Origin of the sequence: Streptomyces malaysiensis subsp. malaysiensis (genome assembly GCF_040653035.1) — a bacterium.
GTDB classification, from domain to species: Bacteria; Actinomycetota; Actinomycetes; order Streptomycetales; family Streptomycetaceae; genus Streptomyces; species Streptomyces malaysiensis.
Genome location: NZ_JBEZNG010000013.1, coordinates 69,522 through 91,784 on the forward strand (window position 1 = coordinate 69,522; position 22,263 = coordinate 91,784).

Consider the following 22,263-nt stretch of genomic DNA (forward strand, 5'->3'; position numbering starts at 1 on the left):
CCGCATGATCGATGTGCCGCTCTCCGCGCTGGAAGTCGCCATGGTCCAAACGGGTACGCGGGCCGTGGACACGCTCCGTGACACCACGGCCTTCGCCCAGCGTCTCGACGCCCTCGGCTATCTCCGACTCTGGTACGCCGAGCACCACCACTCCCCCGCCATCGGCGCCTTCCCGCCCGTCGTCCTGACCGCCCACGCGGCCGCGTCGACATCGGCCATCCGGCTGGGCTCCGGAGGCGTACTCGCCCCCAACCACGCCCCCATCATGCTGGCGGAGCAGTTCGGCACCCTCGCCGCGCTGCACCCCGACCGGATCGATCTGGGCATCGGCCGCGGCCCCGGCACCTTCGACGAGTCCACGGCCCGGGCGCTGCGGCGCGGCGCCGGGCCGACGACGGACGAGGAGTACCGGGACGACGTGGCCTCCACGCTCCGCTTCCTGGTCGAGGAGGTCGCGCTCGGCCCGCTCCCGGAGCCGTGGCTGCTGGCCTCCAGCACCGCGGGTGCCCAGCTCGCCGCGGAGCTCGGCCTGCCCATCGCCTTCGCCCACCACATCCGCCCGGACAACACCCAGGCCGCGCTCGGCCACTACCGTGCGCACTTCTCCCCGTCCCGGTGGTGCGCGAGCCCCCGTGTGCTGGTGTGCGTGGAAGCCATCTGCGCCGAGACCGAGGAGGAGGCCAGGCGGCTGGCGGGCCCGATGAACGTCGTCAAGGCCGGGCTCCTCAAGGGGCACAGCGAGGTGCCCTTCCCCTCGCCCTCCGAGGCGGCCGCCCACCCGTTCACCGCGGAGGAGCGGGCGGGGCTGGCGGCTTTCGGGGCCCATCAGGCGTACGGCACACCCGAGACCGTCGTAGGGCGCCTGGCGGAGGTGGCGGAGGCGACCGGCGCGGACGAGCTGATGCTGGTCACACCGGTCTACGAACTGGCCGCCCGCCTGCGCTCGTACGAACTCGTCAAAGAACACGCCACGAAGCCCTCGGCGGCGGCACCGCGGCCCTGAGCCCGCGGACCCACGGCAGGCGCCCCGGGCCGCCCATGGGCCCGGGCGGCCGCCTCACAAGAATCACACAAAGCCTTCTCCTACGGTCCCGGCGACGAAGACGCACAACTCGTAGGAGGTTGCGCCATGTTCGGCAGTCGCCGTCCACGTGTCCTCGCCGCCCTGTGTGCGGCCCTGGCGATCGCGTTGCTGGCCTCATGCGCCAGAGTGATGAACACGGCGGATGAAGGTGGCTCCGCCGACGCCGACGCCTCGCGTTCGGGCAAGAAGCCCAACATCGTGTATGTCCTCACCGACGACCTGGCGTGGAACCTCGTGGAGTACATGCCGCACGTACAGCGGATGCGGGAGAAGGGGACGACCTTCACCAACTTCTTCGCCACCGACTCGCTGTGCTGCCCGTCGCGTACATCGCTCCTCACCGGTCAGTACCCGCACAACACCGGGGTCTTCACCAACGGCGGCGATGACGGCGGCTACCGCGCGTTCATGAAGAACCGCAACGAGGAGAAGACCTTCGGGCCCGCGCTGCAACGCGCCGGCTACCGCACCGGGTTCATGGGCAAGTACCTCAACGGGTATCAGCCAAAGGACAAGAACGGCACCTCCAAGCCCTATGTCCCCTCCGGCTGGGACGAATGGGACGTCGCCGGGGCCGGTTACAACGAGTACGACTACGACCTGAACGAGAACGGCAAGGTCGTGCCCTACGGGAAGGCCCCCGAGGACTATCTGACGGATGTGCTGTCGAAGAAGGCGACCTCCTTCATCGGCTCCTCTGCGGCGGAGAAGAAGCCGTTCATGCTGGAGGTGGCCACGTTCGCGCCGCACGGCCCGTACACCCCCGCGCCGCGTGACAAGGACAAGTTCCCCGGGCTCGAGGCCCCCCGGACGGACGCCTACGACAAGGCGACCGGTGACGCGCCGAAGTGGCAGAGCACCCTGTCGCCGCTGACGGCGGAGGAGAAGCAGGGGATCGACCGGAAGTTCGCCAAGCGAGTGCGCTCCGTCCAGGCCGTCGACGCCATGATCGGCCAGCTGGAGAAGACACTGGAGGAGAAGGGCCTGGCGGACGACACCTACCTCATGTTCGGGTCGGACAACGGCTTCCACATGGGCGAACACCGGCTCCGCCCCGGCAAGCAGACCGCCTACGACACCGACGTCAAGGTGCCGATGATGGTCACCGGACCCGGCGTTCCGGCCGGTGAGAAGGTGTCGCGACTCGCGGAGAACGTCGATCTCAACCCGACCTTCCTGGACCTCGCGGGCGTGGCGCCGCCGTCCACCGTGGACGGGCGCAGCCTGAGCGATCTGATGCACGGCCGGACGGAGGAGGAGTGGCGCGAGGCCGTCCTGATCGAGCACCATCACTCCACGGTCAAGAAGGACGATCCCGACGCGGCGCCCAAGGACAGCGGCGACCCGCCGACCTATGGGGCGATCCGCACCGAGGACTCGCTCTACGTCGAGTACGTCGACGGACAGCGCGAGTTCTACGCACTGGACTCCGACCCCGAGCAGCTCACCAACCGGGCGGCGGCCCTGTCGCCCGCGCAACGGGACGCCCTGCACCGCACCCTCACCGAGCTCCAGCGCTGCAAGGGCGCGGAGAGCTGCCAAGCCGCGGCCCGGACGCACACCTCATAGCCACGGCCCGCGGCCCGGCGTGGCGGATCGCTTCGGTCCGCCACGCCGGTCAGCCCTGTCCGGGGCCGGGCGCCGGTTCGAGGGCGGTCACCTCGAACTCCACACGGACCTCGTCGGCCAGCTTCAACGCGCCCAGGAACGCGGTGTACGGCTTGATCCCCCAGGCGGATTGGGTGACCGACGCCCAGCCGCGCAGCGTCCCGTCGGGGTCGCCGCTCCCGTGCACCGTCACCGGATGGGTACGGCCCTTGATGGTGAGGTCTCCCGTGATCTCGAAGGACTGGGGCGTCCCGATGACGCGGGTGGAGCGGAAGGTGATCACGGGGTGCGCCGCGGTGTGCAGCAGCCCCTCGCCCGCCAGCAGCCGTTTGATATCCGCCCGGTCGCCATCGGTGAGCGGCTTCAGCCCGCCGCTGCCCTCCCGGACCTCCAGCGAGTCCGTCTCGACCGTCACGCTCACCGACGACTCCTCGGGGGCGCCGCCGACCACCGTCGCGCCCCCGGACCATCGGGTGGCCTCGATCGTCAGATCGTGCCCCGCCCTCCGGCCGAGCCCGGTACGGCTGGTCCTGATCAGCAGTCGCCCGCTCGGCGGGCCAAGGCGATAGCTCATATCCCTCAGTTTCACGGCACTCACCGTACGCGAAGGCCAGGGACTTTCGCGGTATACGTTCCGGTACGTCCCATCAGCACACGGGCGCGGGACGGTATTTTTGTCGCCACTCTTGACGAAAATCAGCGGACGTTCGCATGCTGTGCGGCATGCCATCCCACGATGGCCTCTGTCAGGTGTCAAGCGAGTCCAGCACCACGCCGTAAGACGACGAAGGGCGTGACTGATGACCAGCTCCGAGAAGAGATTGCCCATCGACAGACGGACGTTGCTGGCCGGAGTGGCCGGCTCCTTGGGGGTGGCGGCGGGACTGCCCGCCACCGCCGCCCCGGCATCGTCCACGGAGGTGGCGGCCATGCGGCGCCACCCGCCGAACTGGCCCGATCCCCGGCCCTACGGCCTCGCGGACACCCGGCCGGACCTGTGGCCGCGCGAGGACAACTCCTTCATCCTCCCGCTCGAACCGCGCCCCCGCGACCGGGAGCGCGGCGTGGTCTGGATGCGGGACACCTACGTCAACTGCTTCATGGTGCACGGCCGTCCGGTGTACGTGGCCACCGGCACCACCCGCGTACCCGGGCTCGACGCGGCCGCCCCGTGGAACGACGGCATCTTCGTCTGGGTGTCCCCGTCCCTGCGGGGGCCATGGCGGCTGGCCGACACGACGCGTATCCGGCCCGGCGCCGAGCGGGGCAAGGTGTGGTCGCCCGAGTTCGCCGGTGAGAACCGGCCGGGGCGCACGGTCGTCGCGCCGTGGCAGCGGTACTGGTACGACGACCGGTTCGGCAAGCGCGGCCAGGTGTGGGCCCCGGAGCTGCACCACTTCCGCGGCAGGTGGTACATCGTGGCGTGCATGGGCGACCACTCCCGCAAGGTCGGATCGTTCCTGCTGGTGAGCGAGGGCGGGGTGGAGGGCCCGTACCGGCTCGCCGAGGGCAACCTCGACAAGCCCTTCGGCGACGCGTTCATCGGCGGGCCGGAGTTCATCGAGCCCGGCGCCTACCACCACATCGACGGCAGCCTCTACACCGAGGGCGACGAGGCGCGGCTCGTGCTGCACAACGACCTCTACGCCACCTTCCGCGAGGACATGGAGGACATCGTCCCGACGAGCGGCCTGCCCACGTTCCGGCAGCTGCCCTACGCCCCCGAGCCGTATCTCGAAGGCGCCTACGTGTTCCGGTACGGGGGCAAGTACTACCTGGTCCAGGCCGCGTGGGACCGTACGTCGGTCCATCCCGACGGCGGCACGCGATACGCCTACGACCCGCCGGGACCCGGCCGTGCGCAGTACCAGTACGACGCCGTCGTCGCCGTGTCGGACACCTTCGAGGGGCCGTACTCCAGGCGGTGGACCGCGGGGGTCGGCGCCGGTCACAACAACTTCTTCGTGGACCGCGACGGCCATCTGTGGGCGACGTTCTTCCGCAACCCGAACTTCGGCTACTGGTCCGACCCGTCGCGCATCGCCGACGCCGCCGTACCCGGTGTCGTACGGCTGGAATGGACCGGCCCGGAGGGTCATCGCCTCTACGTCCAGCGCCGGAACCGGGGGCGTACGGCCGGCTGACGCCGAAGCGGGCGGTGATCTCGTGCTCACCGGCGACCCGGACGTCAGGCGGCCGTCGTGTCCTCCACCGGGCGTCGGACGCACACCGGGCGCGCCGCGTCAGGCGTACACCTTGCGCACCCAGACGGCCAGCCCCTCGATGAGCAGCACCAGCGCGAGCACCATCAGCACGACGGTGGTGACCACCGGGAACTGGAGGACCCGGGCCGCGTTCAGCAGGTCGTAGCCGATACCACCGGCGCCGACGATGCCGAGCAGAGTGGCCGAGCGCAGGTTGACATCGAGCTGGTACAGCAGATGTCCGACCACCGCCGGCCAGGCCCGGGGCAGAACGGCCCCGAAGAACACCTGGTGTCTGCGGGCGCCGGTGGCGACCAGGGCACGGGCCGGGCCCGGTTCGGTCTCCTCCAGGGAGTCGGCCACCAGTTTGCCCAGCAGGCCGACCGAACCGACGCCCAGGGCGAGCGCGCCGGAGACCGCGCCCAGACCGGTCACCACGACGAAGACGATCGCCAGGACGAGCTCCGGGACCGCCCGCACCAGCAGGATGACCGTACGGAAGAACCGGGCCACCCGGGGCGACCCCACCACGTTCCGGGCCGCGAGCGCCCCCAGCGGCAGCGCCAGCACCAGCCCGATGAGAGTGCCCGCGAGCGCGATCTGGAGGGTGACCCACAGATCGGCCCAGAGCTGGCCGCCGATCCCACCGGTGCCGGGCGGCAGGAAGTCGCCCAGCGTCGGGAGGAACGACTCGGCGCCGCGCCGCAGGGTGCTCCAGGACAGACCGGAGCGCACGGCAGAGGCGACGACCAGGGCGACGGTGAGCACCAGCCAGGTGGTCCCGCGGATCCGCCGGGCGCTCCAGCGCGGCAGGGTGCGGCGTACGGCCGTGCCACCGCCGGCCGGGGGCCCGGCGGCCGTCGGCGGGGACGGGCGGGCCTGAGCGGTGCCGCCCGGCCGCTCGTCGCGGCGCGCGCCGGGAAACACCGGCCATGAACGGCGGGAGCGCCGCGCCGTGGTGACGTCCTGGAGCAGGGTGCGCCGGATGGCGCCGGAGACCGACTCGGCGACGAAGCAGAGCAGCAGCAGGACCACGGCCAGCGCCATCGCCCGCCGGTAGTCGAGGGTGGTGATCGCCGTGGAGAGCGCGTACCCCAGACCGTTGACGCCGACGAAGCCGAGCACGGCCGAGGCGCGCAGGTTGATGTCCAGGCGGTGCAGCGCGGTCGCCACCAGGGACGGCAGCGCCTGCGGCAGCACCGCGCCGGTGATCTGCTGAAGCCGCCCGGCGCCGGTGGCGCGCAGTGCGGTGCGCGGGCCCTCGTCGGTCTGTTCGACGGCGTCGGCGTACAGCTTGCCCACCATGCCGACGGAGTGGACACCGAGCGCGACCACACCCGTCATCCCGCCCAGGCCGAAGACACGGAAGGCGGCGATGGCGAAGACCACTTCGGGGACCGCGCGGCAGAGCACGATCACACCGCGCGAGACGGCCCGGGCACCGGCCCCCGGACTGGTGTTACGGGCCGCCAGCAGGGCCAGCGGCACACTGAGCACCACCGAGAGCACGGTGGCGGAGACCACGATGGCCAGCGTCTGCCAGATCAGCGAGAGCAGTTCACCGGTCGGCGGGAAGTCCAGCGGCAGCGTCCGCGACAGGAAGTTCACCGCGTTGTCGGCGCTGTCGGTGAGCGTGGCGATGTTGAGCCGGAGCGCGACGAACGCCCATACCCCGCCGCCCACGCACAGCAGCAGTGCCGTGGCCGCGCTGAGCCCGGCGGCGGTGGGCCGGGCCAGGGTGCGCCGGTGCGGACGCGTGGCGCCGGGGCCCGGACCGGGGCCGGTGGGGGGCGCGGCCGGGGGATGCTGTTCGGCTACGGACACTCAGTCCCCCAACGTGTGCACCGGCGACGCGGTGACCGGCACGCCCCCGGGGGCGCGGACGGAGACGGAAGTGGCGGCGGAGGCGGGGTGGCGGACGGCGGGCGGGCCGGCCGCGACGGCGGCGGCCACACTCTCGGCGCCCTCGGCGGCCACCGCCTCGTACAGCCGCATCACCGTCGCGCGGTCGATGCCCTCCGTGGCGACGTCCATGACGACCCGGCCCGACCGCAGACCGACGATCCGGTGCGCCCAGGACAGCGCCAGATCGACCTGGTGCAGGCTGCACAGCACGGTCAGTTCCCGCTCCTTGGCCACGCGCGCCAGCAGCCGCATGACCTGCGCCGAGGACTCGGGGTCGAGGGAGGCCACCGGCTCGTCCGCGAGCAGCAGAGCCGGTTCCTGCATCAGGGCGCGGGCCACCGCGACGCGCTGCTGCTGGCCGCCGGACAGGGTGTCCGCCCGTTGAAAGGCGTGCGCGGCCAGGCCCACCTGCTCCAGCCCGTCCAGTGCGCGCTCCCGCACCGCGCGCGGGTAGCTGAGCAGCCCCAGCCGGGGCCCGCGCAGCGACCCGAGGGCGCCGGTGCACACGTTCTCCAGCACGCTGAGCCGGCCGACCAGATGGAACTGCTGGAAGACGAATCCGATCCGGCGGCGCAGCGCGCGCAGTTCGGACCGGCCGGCCCGGGCCAGTGCGGTGCCGAGGACGGTGCCGTCGCCGGAGGTCGGCGGCTGGAGGCCGTCGAGCAGGGAGAGCAGCGTCGACTTGCCGGAGCCGGACAGCCCCAGCAGGGCCACGACCTCGCCGGGCCGCACCTCGAACGACACATCGTCCAGGGCGAGCAGCGAGTCGGCGCCGGTGCCGAACCGCTTCGTCAGACCGCTCAGCCGGATCACCGGCTCCCCGGCGGCGACGGGGGAGCCGGTGACGGCGGTGGCGGCGGTGGGGGTGGGAACCGGGGCCGTCACGATCCGTCCTTGCACTGCGCGTCCTTGGTGGTGTCGCAGACCGCGCGGACGGAGTCGTAGTCGGAGTCCTTGACCGCGACGAAGCCCCAGTTGTCGTCGATCTTGCAGCCGTCGCCGGAGCACCAGCCCTTGGACTCCATGTAGTCGGCGTTGGCCTTGGTCAGGAACGCGTCGACGATCTTCTTCTGGAGGCTCGCGGTGAGGTCGGTCGAGACCGCGGCGGGCGAGCCGGGGATCTCGGTGGACTTCCAGACCGTCTTCAGCCGGCCCTTCTTGAGCTTGCCCTGCTTGATCAGGTCGCTGTCCACCATGGTGTCGAAGGCGAAACCGGCGTCGCAGTCGCCGGAGGCGACCGAGAGTGCCGAAGCGTCATGACCGCCCGCCATGACCTTGGTGTAGTCGCCGGACTTCACACCCGCCTTCAGCAGACCGGCCTGCGGGTAGAGATAGCCGGATGTCGAGGTCGGGTCCACGAAGCACACCTTGTGGCCCTTGAAGTCGGCCAGGCTCTTGATGTCCTTGGCGTCACCGCGCGTGATGCCGTACGACTGGTAGCCCGGCGTCTCGCCCTTGGCGGTGACCAGCGCGCCGGCCAGCTTCACACCGACTCCGCTGTCCTTGGCGACGACGTAGGAGAGCGGACCGTAGAGCGCGACATCCGCCTTGTGCGCCCGCTGCGCCTCGATGACGGCGGCGTAGCTGGTCGCCTTCTGCATCTGGACCTTCTTGCCGGTCTCGGCCTCCAGCAGCTTGATGACCGGGGCGTACTGCTGGGCGAGCGAGGTGGAGTTCTCGGACGGGATCGCCGCGACCACCAGGGTGTCGGGGTCCCGGCCCTCGGACGTGGAGCCGTCGTCGGAGGCACTGGCGCCGCAGGCCGTGAGCACGAGCGGCAGCAGCGCGGCGGCGAGGGGGAGGCGGAGGTGGCGGGGCATGCGTCGTCCTTCGAGCGGTGGGGCGATTCGGGCCTCCCGGGTGGTGAGGGCACCGGGGATGACGCCAACCCTGCGGAGAGCAGGTGTGCACACCCGCCGCCGTCGGTTACGGCTGTCTGAACGATGCGGGAGGCAACGGGCCGCTTGACCGGACAACCCCGGCCGGTCGTACGCGCCGACACCCGCCGGGGCCGGGCCCGCGGATACGCGGACCCGGCCCCGGTGCGGAACCCCGGCTCCCTGGGCGGGTGCCGGGCTTCGGTGTGCTCGTCAGCGCCCGTCGGCGCCGCCGGTGGTGTCGGTGACGGTGGTGTCGGTGGGCTTGGTGGTGTCGGTGTCGGGAGCGTTGGTGTCGGGGGTGTCGGGGCTGTCGTCTTCGCCCGCCTCCAGCAGGCCCGCCGCCGCGCCCACGATGCGCGGGTCGGGGGGACCGACGATCTCCTCGTCCTTGTCGGTGTAGTCGAAGCGGGCGAGCACACTGCGCATGGCCTCGACGCGGGCCCGCTTCTTGTCGTTGCTCTTGACCACCGTCCAGGGCGCGTACTCGGTGTCCGTCGAGCGGAACATGGCGACCTTCGCGGCGGTGTAGTCGTCCCAGCGGTCCAGCGAGGCCAGATCCATCGGGCTGAGCTTCCACTGCCGTACCGGGTCCACCTGACGGATGGTGAAGCGGGTGCGCTGCTCGCTCTGGGACACCGAGAACCAGAACTTCACCAGGTCCACGCCGTCGTCCACGAGCATCCGCTCGAACATCGGCGCCTGGCGCATGAAGCGCCGGTACTCATCCGCCGAGCAGAAGCCCATGACCCGCTCGACACCGGCCCGGTTGTACCAGGACCGGTCGAAGAGCACGATCTCACCCGCGGTCGGCAGATGCTCCACATACCGCTGGAAGTACCACTGGCCACGTTCACGCTCGGTCGGCTTCTCCAGCGCGACGACCCGTGCGCCGCGCGGGTTGAGGTGCTCGGTGAAACGCTTGATGGTGCCGCCCTTGCCGGCCGCGTCCCGCCCCTCGAAGACGATGACGAGCCGGCGTCCGGTCTCCTTGATCCAGCTCTGCAACTTCAGCAGTTCTATCTGCTGGAGCCGCTTGTGCCACTCGTACTCCTTGCGCTCCATGCGGTGCGGGTACGGATAGTTCTCCCGCCAGGTGTCGACCGGGCTTCCGTCCGGCCGGATGAGTACGGGGTCGTCCTGGTCGCTGTAGTCGACCCGAAGGCCGGACAGCTCGGACAGCAAGGGCGGCGTTGTCATCCGGTCCTTCCCTTCCGCTCTCAGTGGAACTGCGGCACGATCAGATAGATCCCGTAGGCCACCACCGCCGCGCATGCCACGAAGCACAGCCCGGCCTGGGTCAGGCCGAGGGTGGAGCCGGTGCCGTTCTCCTCACGAGCCGCCTCCACACGGGCGAGGCCCAGGACGCCGAGGGCGAAGACGGTGACCACGGCGATGGTGACGCCGATGCTCACCGCGGTGACCTGGCCGAGTGCGGTCCAGTCGAGATGCATCGTCTTGACTCTCTCCGTGATTCGGGGGGTTTACGCGGCCGTGCCGACCGCGGCCGGCGGCTCGGTGCGGATCGTGACCTCGTGGGCGTCGTTGACGTTCTTCGCGTCCACGGGGTTACGGCGTGAGAGGAGCACGATGCCCGCGGCGAGGGCCGCGCCGATCAGGGCGACGACCGCCGCGCCGATGTTGCCGCCGTTGGTGACCACGCTCGCGGAGACGCCGCCGACCAGCGCGGCCGCGGGCAGCGTGACCAGCCAGGCGATCACCATGCGGCCCGCGACGCCCCAGCGCACCTCCGCCAGCCGTCGGCCGAGGCCCGCGCCGAGGATGCTGCCGGAGGCCACCTGGGTGGTGGACAGGGCGAAGCCGAGGTGCGCGGAGGTGAGGATGACGGTGGTGGAGGCGGTCTCGGCGGCGAAACCCTGCGGCGACTGGATCTCGGTCAGGCCCTTGCCCATGGTGCGGATGATCCGCCAGCCGCCCAGGTAGGTGCCGAGGCCGATGGCGAGGCCCGCGGAGGCGATCACCCACAGCGGCGGACCGGCGTCATGGCCCAGAGCGCCCGTCGAGATCAGGGCCAGCGTGATGACGCCCATGGTCTTCTGCGCGTCATTGGTGCCGTGCGCGAGGGAGACGAGCGAGGCCGAGGCGATCTGGCCGACCCGGAAACCCTTGGTCACGGACTTCTTCCGGGCGCGGTCGGTGAGCCGGTACGCGAGGTAGGTGGCCAGCAGCGCGGCGACACCGGCCACGATCGGCGAGGCCACCGCCGGTATCAGCACCTTCTCGACAACCTTGTCGAAGTGCACGCCATGAGAGCCCGCACCGACCCATACGGCCCCGATCAGCCCGCCGAACAGCGCATGCGACGAACTCGACGGCAGCCCGACCAGCCAGGTCAGCAGATTCCAGAGGATCGCCCCGACGAGCCCCGCGAAGATCATGCCCGGGGTGACCAAGGTGTCGTCGACGATGCCACCGGAGATGGTCTTGGCCACCTCGGTGGAGAGGAAGGCGCCGACGATATTGAGGATCCCGCTCACCAGAACCGCCGTTCTGGGGGTGAGCGCGCCGGTGGCGATGGACGTGGCCATCGCGTTCGCCGTGTCATGGAATCCATTGGTGAAGTCGAAAGCGAGGGCCGTGACGATGACGACCGCCACCAGGAAGGTGATGTGGTCCATTCCTGTATGCAAACAAGCTCAGGCCAATGCTCGGCGAACTCGAGGCAAAGGCAGTACAAGGGCGACGCGCGAGGATCGTGGGGCTCCCACCGGATCGGTCACTTGCCCCGGATCGGTCACTTCACGATGTCCAGGACGGCCATCATTCCCGCGTCTTCGTGGTTGAGGATGTGGCAGTGCAGGACGGTCTTCCCGGTGTAGTTGGTGAAGCGGATCCGGATGACCATCCGGCCCTTGGCCGGAACGTTGGCGATGTCCTGGAGGCTGTGGCCGTGGTGGGGCACGCCGTTGACGCTCATCAACTGGAAGTGGTTGGTGTGGGTGTGGAAGGAGTGCTCCTCGTTGCTGGTGTTGACGACGGTCCACTCCTCGGTGGTGTTCAGCTTCGATCTGAGGTCCACCCGGTGCGGGTCGAACTGCCTGCCGTTGATGTAGAACTCGGTCCCCGCCTTGTTCTCGGAGAACACCACCGTACGGCGGCGTGCGAGCGGGAGGTGGCTCAGATCCTCCGGCGGAGCGAAGGTGGTGGGCATGGCCACCCGCGCCACCGGTTTCCCCGAGGAGACCAGGGTGGCCAGCTTCGCCCGGGGGAACTGGTTGCCGGCCGGGCCGGTGCTGTACGGGAGCGTTTCCAGCACGGTGCGGCCGGGCCGGCCACCGGTGACCAGTACGTCGAAGCGGGTGGCGGCCGCGAGGAGGAGGGTGTCCCTGGTGAAGGTGCGGTCGACGGGGAATCCGTCCCGTCCGATCACCCTGAACCGATACCCCCTCAGGCGCAGCTTGTAGTAGATGTTCGCGCTGATGTTGGCCAGCCGCCACAGCTGGACCTCACCGGGCCGGATGTGGATGGTGGGGTTGAGCTGGCCGTTGACGGTCCGATGGGTGGGGGCGCCGATCTTCAGCCCCTCGGTCTTGACCGCATCACCCTGGACCTGGAAGTCCTTGAGCGCGATGGTGTGCTCGGTGATGTGGCGCAAGGCCGACGGCAAGTACCGTTCGAGCCCGTCGACCACGATGATTCCCGCCAGTCCCCCGGCGACCTGGGGAGCCGAGATGGGGTGGGCGTGCGAGTGGTACCAGTAGGTGCCGGGCTTGAGGGCCTGGGGGAACCGGTATCGGTAGTGGTACGTCTTGCCCGCGCCGACATGGATCAGGACATCGTCGGCCGGGGCCTTGGGTGACACATGCAGCCCGTGCACATGGAGGTTGGTGTAGGGGCGCACCCGGTTCACAAAGTCCAGCTCCACCTTGTCACCCGGGCGGAACCGCAGCGTAGGGGGCATATAGCGGTCGTTGTAGGTGAGGGCCCACCGCTTGCGGCCGGCCACGTCGACCTTGCGCCGCTGTACGACGAGCCGTGCCCGCAGCAGCCCGTTGTGGCTCACCAGCTCCGGCGGGTCCTCCAGCCGGGCGCCCGGTGCCACCTCCCGCCGTACCGCCGGTTTCGGGGACGGTGCGGAACAGCTGGACAGCGCCGTGGCGAGGGCGAGAAGCGGCACGGCGGCACGGCGGGTCAGTCGGGATCCCATCGCTGTCTCCGGAGGTGAGCCGGGGAGAATCGGTGTCGCGGCGCCGCCGGGGCCGGAACTCGATGCCCGGAACACCTCGGCCGGAACCGAACCGTTGGCCGTTGTGCGCCGTGCCCATCCCACCCCGACGCCCCGGCCGCCACGCCCCGACACGCTGATGGGTCCGCTGAATGCCTCCGCAGGCCGAGGCGCGCGGCCCTGTGGAAGGCCGCCACGCGCGCGGCAGACACGGCGTCAGAGGGCTGACACCACCCGACACAGCACTCCTAGAGCCATCCGCGCTCGCGGGCGACCCGAGCCGCCATATGGCGGTTCTCCGCACCGAGTTTCGCCGCGGCGGCCGACAGGTAGTTGCGCACCGTCCCGGGGGACAGCGCGGCGCGGGACGCGATCTCCGCCACCGGTACTCCGTCCTCGGCCAGCGACAGCATCTCCGCCTCGCGCGGTGTGAGGGGCGACTCGCCCGCCGCGATCGCGTCGGCCGCCAGTTCGTGGTCGACGTAGCGGCCGTCCGTGTGCACCGTACGGATGATCTCCGCCAGTCGCCGCGCGGACACCGTCTTGGGCACGAAGCCGCGCACCCCCGCGCCCAGCGCCCGCTTCAGCGCCCCGGCCCCGGCATGGCTGGTGACGATCATCGAAGTGCACTCCGGCACCGTGTCACGCAGCCGGGCCGCCACCGACACTCCGTCATATCCGGGCATCTGGAGGTCAAGGACGGCCACATCGGGGCGGTGCGCCCGGGCCATGGCCAGCGCCTCGTCGCCCGTACCGGCCTCCGCTACCACGAGGATGTCGTCCTCCAGCGCCAGCAGTGAGGCGAGGGCGCCCCGGATGAGGTGTTCGTCGTCCGCCAGCAGAACCCTGATCATTCGTCGGCCGCCTTCCAGGGAATCCTCGCGGTCAGCCGGAAGGTCCCGTCCGGGCCCGGTTCGGCGTCCAGCGTGCCGTCCACTTCGGCCAAGCGCTCGCGCAGCCCCGGCAGCCCGCTTCCGGTGCCCGGTACGGGGGCCGTGCCCGCCCCGTCGTTCTCCATCACCAGCAACACCGCGTCCGAGACGGTCGCGCGCACCGTCACCTCACAGCGCGAGGCGCCCTGTGCATGGCGGAGCACATTCGTCGTTCCCTCGCGGACCACCCAGCCGAGCGCCGCCTGCGTCTGCGCGGGCAGCCGCGCCGCCGGGCCGTTCTCGATCCGGCAGTCGATCCCGGCGGCTTCGAGCACGGACCGGGCCCCGGCCAGTTCGGTGTGCAGATCGGCGGTGCGGTAGCCGCGTACCACCGCGCGGATCTCCCGCTGTGACTCCTGCGCGATGCGCTGCACCTCCTCCATCTGGCCCACCGCCTCCTCCCGGCCGCGCCGCGCGAGTTGCACCGCGAGCTCGCTCTTCAGCGCCACCACCGCGAGGTTGCGGCCCAGCACATCGTGCAGATCGCGGCCGAAGCGCAGCCGCTCCTCCGCCACGGCCAGCCGCGCCTGTGTCTCGCGGGCCCTTGCCAGCTCCTCGATCAGCCGCACGCTCCAGCCGGAGACCCGGATCGCCATGGCCATGAACGGCACCATGAGCAGGGTGGTGCCGACCGTGATCGCCAGCCGCTCGCCCGACAGCCCGCTCGCCGCCGCCGCACCGAGCGCCGCCACCGGCACCGCACCGACCAGCACCGCCCCGGGGCCGCGCGGCAGCGCCAGCATCGGCGGACCGGCGTAGAACATGTGCAGCCAGATCAGGTACGACGCCAGGTCGGGGTCCCCGATGCGGCCGGTGGCCAGCAGCGCACAGCCCAGGGCGGCCATGGCCACGGTGGCGACGATGTACAGCGCGACCAGCCGGACCGGGCGCGGTCCGGCGCCGAGGTAGTGGCGCAGGGCGGCCCGGGCGAGCAGCGCCTGGACACCGACGTGTACCCCTCCCAGCGCCACCACCAGGGCCGACTCGGGCGTGCCGGCGTCCGACGTCTTGCCCCAGAACACCCATAGCGCGGCCTCGGCGACGGCGAAGAAGGTGATGGTGAAGAGGGTGTAGCGGCGGTAGCGCTCGGGGCCGTCCGGGCCCCCGAGCCGCTCCACCCAGGTCTCCACGCTCATGGTCGCCGACCACGTCACCTCGGGCTCCATCGTTCTCAACCCCGCTGCCCCCAGCGGAACCACCGCCGTACGGCGAACACTGCCAGGCCCGTCCACGCCAGCGCGAGGAGGGTCGCCCGGATCTGATCCGTACCGGCCAGCTCACCCGTCCAGCCGCCCCGCAGCAGATCCATCACCGGCGAGAACGGCAGCCAGGAGGCTATGTCGGCCATGGTGTCCGGCATCACCTCACGCGGTGCGAAGACCCCGGAGGCTGCCAGGGTGACCAGCAGGAACGGTAGGAACGTCAGCTGTGCGCTCTCCGCCGTCCTGGTGAACGCGGCAGTGAGCGCCGCCCCGGCGACCAGCATCGCCACCCCGATGAGCAGGCCGAGCACCGCCAGATGCGGGGCGGCCGGGGCGTCCGCGTCGAGGAACGCGGTCATCCCACCGGCCAGCAGCAGGGACTGCACGCCCGCCAGCAGGAACGCCGGGAGCGCGCTGCCGACGAGGATCTCCGAATCGTGCAGCTCGCCACTGCGCAGCCGCTTGAGCACGAGGCTCTCGCGGCGCAGCACGTACACGCCGACCAGATTGGTGTAGACGGAGAAGAGCAGCGCCGTGGCCAGCGCGGCGGGCAGCATGACGGTGGCCACCGAAAGGCCGGTGCCGCCCAGGTCCAGCTCCTCGACCATGCCGCGCATCGCGAACGCCATCGTGCTGGGCAGGATCACCGCGGTGACCAGGGACGCCTTGCTGCGCAGCAGCAGCGTCAACTCGGCTCGGCCGAGGGCGGACATACGGTCGGCCGCGGTGCGCCGCGCACGTGTGGCGGTCGGCGCCTGTGCCGTACCGGCTGCTGATGTCATCATCGTGCCCCCTCCTGCTCCAGGCCCTTCGCTATCTCCATGAACGCCTCCTCCAACGTGGCCGACCGGGCGTCGAGGCCGCGCAGTGTCACGTCCTTGTCCCGGGCCCACAGCAGCAGCGCCGTGGCCGTGCGCTGCAAATCGCCGGTCTCCAGCCGGACCGTCCGCCCGGCCGTCTCCTCTTTGATCACACCCAGCGGTGCCAGCGGTGGCAGATCGCCCAGGAAGTAGTCCTCGGGCAGCTCGAAGGTCATCCGCGAGGGCCGCTCGGCGACCACGTCGGCCACCCGTCCCGAGGTGGCGATCCGCCCCTCGTGCATGATCGCCAGCCGGTCGGCCAGCTGCTCCGCCTCCTCCAGGTAGTGCGTGGTGAGCACCACCGTCGTGCCCTGCTCCTTCAGCTCGCGGATCAGCTCCCAGGTGTCGCGGCGGGACTGCGCGTCCAGGCCGGTCGTCGGCTCGTCGAGGAACAGCACCTCGGGCCGCCCGAGCAGGGCCAGGGCGAGGTCGAGGCGACGGCGTTCGCCACCGGAGAGCTGCTTGACCCGCACCGTCCCCCGCTTGGACAGCCTGGTCATCTCCAGGGACTCGGCCACGGGGCGGGCGCCGCTGGTGCACCCCGCCCACATGCGCGCGGTCTCGTTGACCGTCAGCTCCGTCGGGAAGCCGCCCTCCTGGAGCATCACCCCGATACGGGGGCGGACGGCGGCGCGTTCGCGGTACGGGTCGCGGCCGAGCACCCGGACGGTCCCGGCGGTCGGGGTGGCCTGGCCCTCCAGGACCTCCAGGGTGGAGGTCTTACCCGCCCCGTTGGTCCCCAGGAGCGCGAAGAGCTCACCGCGGGCGACCGTGAGGTCGATACCGCGTACGGCCTCGAAGCCCTTGTAGTGCCGACGCAGATCGGCGGTTTCGATAACGGTGTCCATGGGTTCCAGGTTTCCCGCACGGCGGGGCCGGTTGGAGTGCGGTGTGTCATGAGTCCGCATGACATCTGTCATGCGGACACCGCCGAACGCCCTCGGAGGGCCCGGGCGTCGGAGGCCCGGACCCTCCGGGGTCCCGGGCTTCAGAGCCCCCGGACGGCGTCGGTGAGCGCCTGGTCGAGGATGGCGACGCCGCGGGCGATTTCGTCATCGCTCGCGGTCAGCGGGGGCGCGATCCGGAAGGTGCCGCCCATACCGGGCAACTGGACGATGTTCATATGCAGCCCGAGGTCGAAGCAGCGCCGGGTGACGGCCGCGCCGAGCCGGTCGGCGCCGCCTTCGCCCAGCACCTGATCGCCCACCAGCTCCACGCCCAGCAGCAGGCCCCGGCCGCGGACGTCCCCGATGACCTCGTGTCGGGTGGCGAGTTCATCGAGCCCATCGCGCAGTGCCGCGCCGAGGTCGCGCGCACGCTTGTCGAGGTGGTCGCGGACCAGGACGTCCAGGACGGTGTTGCCGACGGCGGCCGGCAGCGGATCGCTGACATGGGTGGTGAAGAACAGGAACCCCAGGTCGTGCGCCCGCTGCTCGATCTCCGCGCTGGTCAGCACGGCGGCCAGCGGCAGCCCCGCGCCGAGCGTCTTGGACAGCGTGAGGATGTCCGGGACGACGCCCTCGGCCTCGAAGGCGTACCAGTCGCCGGTACGGCACAGCCCGGTCTGGGCCTCGTCGAGGATCAGCAGCATGTCCCGCTCCCGGCACTTCCGGGCCAGGGCGGCGAGATAGCCCGGTGGGAGTTCGATGACACCACCGGAGCTGAGGATCGGCTCGACCAGACAGGCGGCGAGACTGCCGACCGACTGGGCGTCGATCAGGTCGAAGCCCATGTCGAGCTGGCGGCGCCAGTCGAGCGAGCCGTCGGCGTCCACGATCTCGGGGTGGAAGCGGTCCGGGACGGGCAGCGCGAAGTTGCCCGGCGCGGCGGGTCCGTAGCCCTTGCGCCCGGCGCTGTAGGTGGCGTTCGCGGCGGCCTGGGTCATCCCGTGCCAGGACCGGGCGAACGAGACGACCTCATGGCGGCCGGTGACGAGTTTGGCCATCCGCACCGCGGCCTCGTTCGCCTCCGCCCCGGTGGTCAGGAGCAGCGCCTTCTCCAGGGGATCGGGCAGGGACTCGGCGAGCCGGCGGCTGAGGTCGATGACCGGGCGGCTGAGCATGCCGCTGTGCAGATGGTCGAGGTGGGCCACCTGCTCGCGCACCGTCGCCACGATCGCCGGGTGGGAGTGGCCGAGGATCGCACTCATCTGGCCGGAGGTGAAGTCGAGCAGCTCACGACCGCTCTCGGTGAACACCGATGTGCCCGCGGCGCGGGCGATGACCTCGGAGGTGAACGCGGCTTTGCCGGAATAGCGGATGAGGTGGCGCTCGGCGGCGCCACCGGCAGTCTCGGGATCCATACGACCGACGGTAGGGATGCGTCGCTGCGCGCGTCCATCGCACAGATCCGACCGATCTGTTCGGCGAAACCGTACAGCTCGGATCTACAATCGGGGCATGCTCAACTCGGGCCGGCTGCGGCTGCTCAGCCTGCTGGAAACCCTGGGCACCGTGCGCGCGGTCGCCGAGACGCTGCATCTGAGCGCGTCGACGGTGTCCCAGCAGCTGGCCGTCCTCGAGACCGAGACCCGGTGCCAGCTGCTGGAGCGGACCGGGCGGAAGGTGCGGCTGACCCCGGCAGGACTGCTGCTGGCCCGCCGGGGCCGGGAGATCCTGGACCAGATGGCCGAGGCCGAGGCCGAGTTGCACGCCCTGAACGACGAGCCCATCGGCACCGTCCGGCTCGGGGCGTTCCAGAGCGCGATCTACACCCTGGCGGTACCGGCGGCGACCCGGCTGGCCACCAGCCATCCGCGGCTCCGCCTGGAACTGATCGAGCTGGAGCCGCATGAGAGCGGCCCGGCCCTCCGCTCGGGAGAGGCCGACGTCATCGTCACCACCACCGACTACGTCGGCCTGTCATGGGGCGCGGACCTCGAGATCATCCCCCTGGGCACCGACCCCATCGTGCTGGTGCTGCCGCGCGACCACCCGCTCACCGGCCGTACGACGGTGAACCTCGCGGCCTGCGCGGAGGAGACCTGGGCGTGTGACCGACCGCAGTCGTACATGGCGGATCTGACCGTACGGCTGTGCCGCGAGGCGGGGTTCGAACCCCGGGTGGCATGCCGGTTCAGCAACTATCTGATGGTGCTGCGACATGTCGAGTCGGGCCGTTCGATCACACTGCTGCCCGCCCTCGCCATCACACCGGACCACGCCGTCACCACCCGGGAGCTCAGCACACCGGTGCACCGCAACGTCACCATCGCGGTGCGCCGTGGCACGACACAGCGCGCCGCGGTGAACGCGGTCGTCACCGCCCTGCGCGACCACCCCGAGATCCCCGCCCTGGCCGCCCCGAAGCAGCGCCCCGGCCGGCTCGGCTGAGCCGGGCGTACTCGCGGAACTCCCAGTCGGTGACGTACCGCCGGAACGAGCGCTCCCGCCACGGCGTGCCGGTCCGCGCGACGGCGGCGACCACCGCCGAGGTCCACATGGGTCGCGACCGCCGCCGGGGCGCGCACCTCCGTCTGCGACGATCTCTGCGTGGACTACCCGAACGACCAGGCCCCCGGCGCCCCCGTCCGCTCCGGCATCCCGGAGCACGGCCGTGTGCCCAAGTACTACGCCGTCAAGGCGCATATCGCCCGGCTCGTCGACGAGTTGGGCGAGGGCGCCCCCATTCCCACCGAGCGCGATCTCTCCGAGCGGTTCGAGGTCGCCCGGGAGACGGTGCGCCAGGCGCTGCGCGAGCTGGTGCTGGAGGGCAAGCTGCGCCGACAGGGCCGGGGCACGGTGGTCGCGGGGCCCAAGCTGGAGCAGCCGCTGTCGCTGGCCAGCTACACCGAAGGCGTACGGCGCCAGGGGCGCACCCCCGGGCGTTCGCTCGTCACCCTCGACCGCTTCCCCTGCCCCGACGCGCTCGCCGCCGAGACGGGTCTCACGCGCGGGGAGCCCGTCTGGCATCTGGAGCGGGTGCTGCTCGCGGACGATGAGCGGGTCGGGCTGGAGAGCACATACGTCGCCGAGGCTCGCGTGCCCGATCTGGACACCGCCTTCGATCCGGACTCCTCCTTCTACGCCCATCTCGCCGAGCGGGGCATCGCCTTCGGCGACGCCGACGAGCGGATCGAGACCGTCCTGGCCACACCGCGCGAGGCCCTGCTCATCGGCACCCCGCCGGCCCTGCCGATGCTGCTCATCCACCGGGTCTCACGGGACACCGAAGGCCGTCCGCTGGAGCGGGTACGGACGCTGTACCGGGGTGACCGGTTCTCCTTCACGACACATCTGCGCGGCTGAAAAATGCCCCTTTGGCCCGCCTTTAGCCCCTCTTGTGAGATCACAAAAAGATAACGGGTCTAGCCCAAATGCGATGCCCGGTTCACGCTCTCGTTGTCAGCCGGATTCCTCCGGTTCCCCGAACCCATGGAGCGTGACGGACGTGAGAGTGATAGTCGTCGGAGCCGGCGTGGTGGGCACCATGCACGCCTGGCACGCAGTGGAACGCGGCCACGAGGTCGTACAGATCGAGCGCGAGACGGAGGCTCGCGGCGCCTCGCTACGTAATTTCGGCCAGATCTGGGTGAGCGGCCGGGCGGGCGGCGAGGAGCTGGACACCGCGCTGCGGGCCCGGGAGCTGTGGGAGAAGATCGGCGGCCGCGTCCCGGCGCTGGGCTTCCGCCCGAACGGCTCCCTGACCCCGGTGCGCGATGAGCTGGAAGTGGCCGTCGCCGAGGCCGCCGTGGCCCGTGCGGACGCCGCCGCCCGCGGCTACGAGCTGCTGACCCCGGGCGAGGCCCGGGCCCTCAACCCAGCCCTGCGCGGGGAGTTCGACGCCGCCCTGTACTGCGAGCGGGACGCGGCCGTCGAGCCGCGCACCGCCCAGGTGGCGCTGCGCGCCGAGCTGCTGAGGTCCCCGCGCTACACCTTCCTGCCCGGCCGCGAGGTCCGGGAGGTGATCGGCGAGCGGGCCGTCCGCGACGACCACGGCGAGGTGCACACCGGTGACGCCGTCGTGCTGTGCACCGGCGCCTGGCTCGGCGGTCTGGTGCGCGAACTGGCCGGTCCCGACCTGCCGGTGCGCCGCGTCCGGCTCCAGATGATGCAGACCGACCCGCTCGGCGAGCCGCTGACCACCTCGGTCGCCGACGCCGACAGCCTCCGCTACTACCCGGCGTACGCCTCCCCCGCCCTGGACGAGCTGAACGGGCGGCGGCCGCAGGCCGGTACCGCGGCGGAGCACCGTATGCAGCTGCTGATGGTGCAGCGCGCCGACGGCGGACTGACCATCGGCGACACCCACGAGTACGAGCACCCCTTCGCCTTCGACACCCTCGAGGACCCCTACGACCACCTCACCGGTGTCGTGGAGGCCCTGCTCGGCCGGCCGCTGCCGAAGGTCCGGCGCCGCTGGGCCGGGGTGTACGCCCAGTGCACCGACACCGGGCGGGTCGTGCACCGCCAGCGGGTGCGCCATGGCGTCTGGCTGGTCACCGGGCCCGGCGGGCGCGGTATGACCTGCTCGCCCGCGATAGCCGAAACCACCGCGAACGAATTGGGCTGGTGACACACATGACCGCCCCCACCCCCGACTTCCGCCTGGTGGCCCTCGACATGGCCGGTACGACGGTCGCCGACGGCGGCCTGGTCGAGCGCGCCTTCGACGCGGCCGCCGGTGAGCTGGGCGTCGAGCCCGGCACCCCCGACCACGCCGAGAAGCTGGCCCATGTCCGCGCCACCATGGGCGAGTCCAAGATCTCCGTCTTCCGCCATCTGTTCGGCACGGAGGATCTGGCCCGGCGCGCCAACGCCGCCTTCGAGAGGTCGTACGGCGAACTCGTCGACGGCGGTCTGATCGCCCCCGTGCCCGGCGCCCGCGAGGCGATCGCGGCACTGGCCGCCGACGGCCGCACCGTCGTCCTGACCACCGGCTTCGCCCGTGTCACCCAGGACGCGATCCTGGACGCGCTCGGCTGGCGCGACCTGGTGCCGCTCACCCTGTGCCCCGCCGACGCGGGCGGGCGCGGGCGGCCGTACCCGGACATGGTGCTGGCGGCGTTCCTGCGGACCAAGGCCGCCGAGAGTGTGGCTCAGGTCGCCGTCGTCGGCGACACCTCCTACGACATGGTCAGCGGGGTACGGGCCGGTGCGGGGCTGGTGGCCGGTGTGCGCACCGGGGCCCACGGCGACGAGGCGTTCCGCGCGGCCGGGGCCACCCATGTGCTGGACTCGGTCGCCGAACTGCCCGCCCTGCTGCGGGGAGTCGGCTGATGGGCATCCGCTTCGACGCGGTCACCGTCGCCTACGACGGCAATGTCGTACTGGACGCCCTCGACCTCACCGTGGCGCCCGGCGAGGTCATGGCGCTCCTCGGGCCGTCCGGATCCGGCACCTGGACGACCGTGGTGAACAACTACTTCGGCTTCGTCCACAACATCGACGCCTGGAAGTCGGCGAC

General features: G+C 71.2%; 20 protein-coding genes and 1 pseudogene. 8 read left to right on the plus strand and 13 right to left on the minus strand.

Annotated elements, in window-relative coordinates:
- The first annotated feature begins 4 nt into the window (after positions 1-4).
- Positions 5-1,003 (plus strand): LLM class flavin-dependent oxidoreductase, encoded by a 999-nt coding sequence (locus AB0E24_RS25005; RefSeq protein WP_251770083.1) that lies wholly within the window; start codon positions 5-7, stop codon positions 1,001-1,003.
- A gap of 126 nt (positions 1,004-1,129) precedes the next feature.
- Positions 1,130-2,653: a sulfatase family protein gene (locus tag AB0E24_RS25010; RefSeq protein WP_359380067.1), complete on the plus strand. Its 1,524-nt coding sequence runs from the start codon at positions 1,130-1,132 to the stop codon at positions 2,651-2,653.
- A gap of 49 nt (positions 2,654-2,702) precedes the next feature.
- On the opposite strand, the gene AB0E24_RS25015 is transcribed toward AB0E24_RS25010, so the two are convergent.
- Positions 2,703-3,266: a YceI family protein gene (locus tag AB0E24_RS25015; RefSeq protein ID WP_069862027.1), complete on the minus strand. Its 564-nt coding sequence runs from the start codon at positions 3,264-3,266 to the stop codon at positions 2,703-2,705.
- 226 nt (positions 3,267-3,492) lie between these two features.
- On the opposite strand from AB0E24_RS25015, the gene AB0E24_RS25020 reads away from it, so the two are divergent.
- On the plus strand, positions 3,493-4,836 hold the full coding sequence (locus AB0E24_RS25020) for a family 43 glycosylhydrolase (RefSeq protein ID WP_359380070.1): 1,344 nt from the start codon (positions 3,493-3,495) through the stop codon (positions 4,834-4,836).
- A gap of 99 nt (positions 4,837-4,935) precedes the next feature.
- Here the strand turns inward: AB0E24_RS25020 and phnE are convergent, their stop codons facing one another.
- The 12 genes from phnE to AB0E24_RS25080 all read right to left on the minus strand — a co-directional run bounded on the left by phnE (position 4,936) and on the right by AB0E24_RS25080 (position 18,160).
- Complete coding sequence (phnE, locus tag AB0E24_RS25025) at positions 4,936-6,720, minus strand: phosphonate ABC transporter, permease protein PhnE (RefSeq protein WP_359380073.1); 1,785 nt, start codon at positions 6,718-6,720, stop codon at positions 4,936-4,938.
- A complete protein-coding gene (gene phnC / locus AB0E24_RS25030) occupies positions 6,721-7,686 on the minus strand; it encodes a phosphonate ABC transporter ATP-binding protein (RefSeq protein ID WP_359380076.1) in 966 nt (321 codons plus the stop codon).
- Positions 7,683-8,621 (minus strand): phosphate/phosphite/phosphonate ABC transporter substrate-binding protein, encoded by a 939-nt coding sequence (locus tag AB0E24_RS25035; RefSeq protein WP_359380079.1) that lies wholly within the window; start codon positions 8,619-8,621, stop codon positions 7,683-7,685. Before AB0E24_RS25035 ends, phnC begins: the two co-directional genes overlap by 4 nt.
- A gap of 270 nt (positions 8,622-8,891) precedes the next feature.
- A complete protein-coding gene (gene ppk2 / locus AB0E24_RS25040; protein WP_359380082.1) occupies positions 8,892-9,878 on the minus strand; it encodes a polyphosphate kinase 2 in 987 nt (328 codons plus the stop codon).
- Positions 9,879-9,898: 20 nt separating this feature from the next.
- Positions 9,899-10,132 (minus strand): hypothetical protein, encoded by a 234-nt coding sequence (locus AB0E24_RS25045; protein ID WP_069862019.1) that lies wholly within the window; start codon positions 10,130-10,132, stop codon positions 9,899-9,901.
- Between the two features lie 30 nt (positions 10,133-10,162).
- Positions 10,163-11,317 carry an inorganic phosphate transporter gene (locus AB0E24_RS25050; RefSeq protein WP_069862017.1) on the minus strand — a complete coding sequence of 385 codons (1,155 nt, stop codon included), beginning with the start codon at positions 11,315-11,317 and terminating at the stop codon, positions 10,163-10,165.
- 116 nt (positions 11,318-11,433) lie between these two features.
- Positions 11,434-12,846, minus strand: coding sequence for a multicopper oxidase family protein (locus tag AB0E24_RS25055; protein ID WP_359380086.1), 1,413 nt, complete (start codon positions 12,844-12,846; stop codon positions 11,434-11,436).
- A 266-nt stretch (positions 12,847-13,112) separates the two neighbouring features.
- Positions 13,113-13,718, minus strand: coding sequence for a response regulator transcription factor (locus AB0E24_RS25060; RefSeq protein ID WP_069862013.1), 606 nt, complete (start codon positions 13,716-13,718; stop codon positions 13,113-13,115).
- On the minus strand, positions 13,715-14,950 hold the full coding sequence (locus tag AB0E24_RS25065; RefSeq protein ID WP_237287482.1) for a sensor histidine kinase: 1,236 nt from the start codon (positions 14,948-14,950) through the stop codon (positions 13,715-13,717). The genes AB0E24_RS25060 and AB0E24_RS25065 overlap by 4 nt, the downstream gene beginning before the upstream one ends.
- Before the next feature lie 17 nt (positions 14,951-14,967).
- Positions 14,968-15,780, minus strand: a complete 813-nt coding sequence (locus tag AB0E24_RS25070) for an ABC transporter permease (protein ID WP_069862011.1) — start codon at positions 15,778-15,780, stop codon at positions 14,968-14,970.
- Positions 15,780-16,706, minus strand: coding sequence for an ABC transporter ATP-binding protein (locus AB0E24_RS25075; protein WP_099012830.1), 927 nt, complete (start codon positions 16,704-16,706; stop codon positions 15,780-15,782). Before AB0E24_RS25075 ends, AB0E24_RS25070 begins: the two co-directional genes overlap by 1 nt.
- Before the next feature lie 140 nt (positions 16,707-16,846).
- Positions 16,847-18,160: an aspartate aminotransferase family protein gene (locus AB0E24_RS25080; protein WP_093703584.1), complete on the minus strand. Its 1,314-nt coding sequence runs from the start codon at positions 18,158-18,160 to the stop codon at positions 16,847-16,849.
- A 97-nt stretch (positions 18,161-18,257) separates the two neighbouring features.
- On the opposite strand from AB0E24_RS25080, the gene AB0E24_RS25085 reads away from it, so the two are divergent.
- From AB0E24_RS25085 to AB0E24_RS25105, 5 genes and pseudogenes are all read left to right on the plus strand, one after another.
- A complete protein-coding gene (locus tag AB0E24_RS25085) occupies positions 18,258-19,190 on the plus strand; it encodes a LysR family transcriptional regulator (protein WP_069862005.1) in 933 nt (310 codons plus the stop codon).
- A gap of 159 nt (positions 19,191-19,349) precedes the next feature.
- Positions 19,350-20,105: a GntR family transcriptional regulator gene (locus AB0E24_RS25090; RefSeq protein WP_359380093.1), complete on the plus strand. Its 756-nt coding sequence runs from the start codon at positions 19,350-19,352 to the stop codon at positions 20,103-20,105.
- A 142-nt stretch (positions 20,106-20,247) separates the two neighbouring features.
- Positions 20,248-21,372, plus strand: coding sequence for a TIGR03364 family FAD-dependent oxidoreductase (locus AB0E24_RS25095; RefSeq protein WP_359380336.1), 1,125 nt, complete (start codon positions 20,248-20,250; stop codon positions 21,370-21,372).
- Between the two features lie 5 nt (positions 21,373-21,377).
- Entirely contained in the window at positions 21,378-22,076 is a 699-nt protein-coding gene (locus AB0E24_RS25100; protein ID WP_359380095.1) for an HAD family hydrolase, read from the plus strand.
- Positions 22,076-22,234 (plus strand): annotated as a pseudogene (locus AB0E24_RS25105) (2-aminoethylphosphonate ABC transport system ATP-binding subunit PhnT); the annotation flags it as partial. The gene AB0E24_RS25100 and the pseudogene AB0E24_RS25105, both read left to right, overlap by 1 nt.
- Positions 22,235-22,263 lie beyond the last annotated feature (29 nt).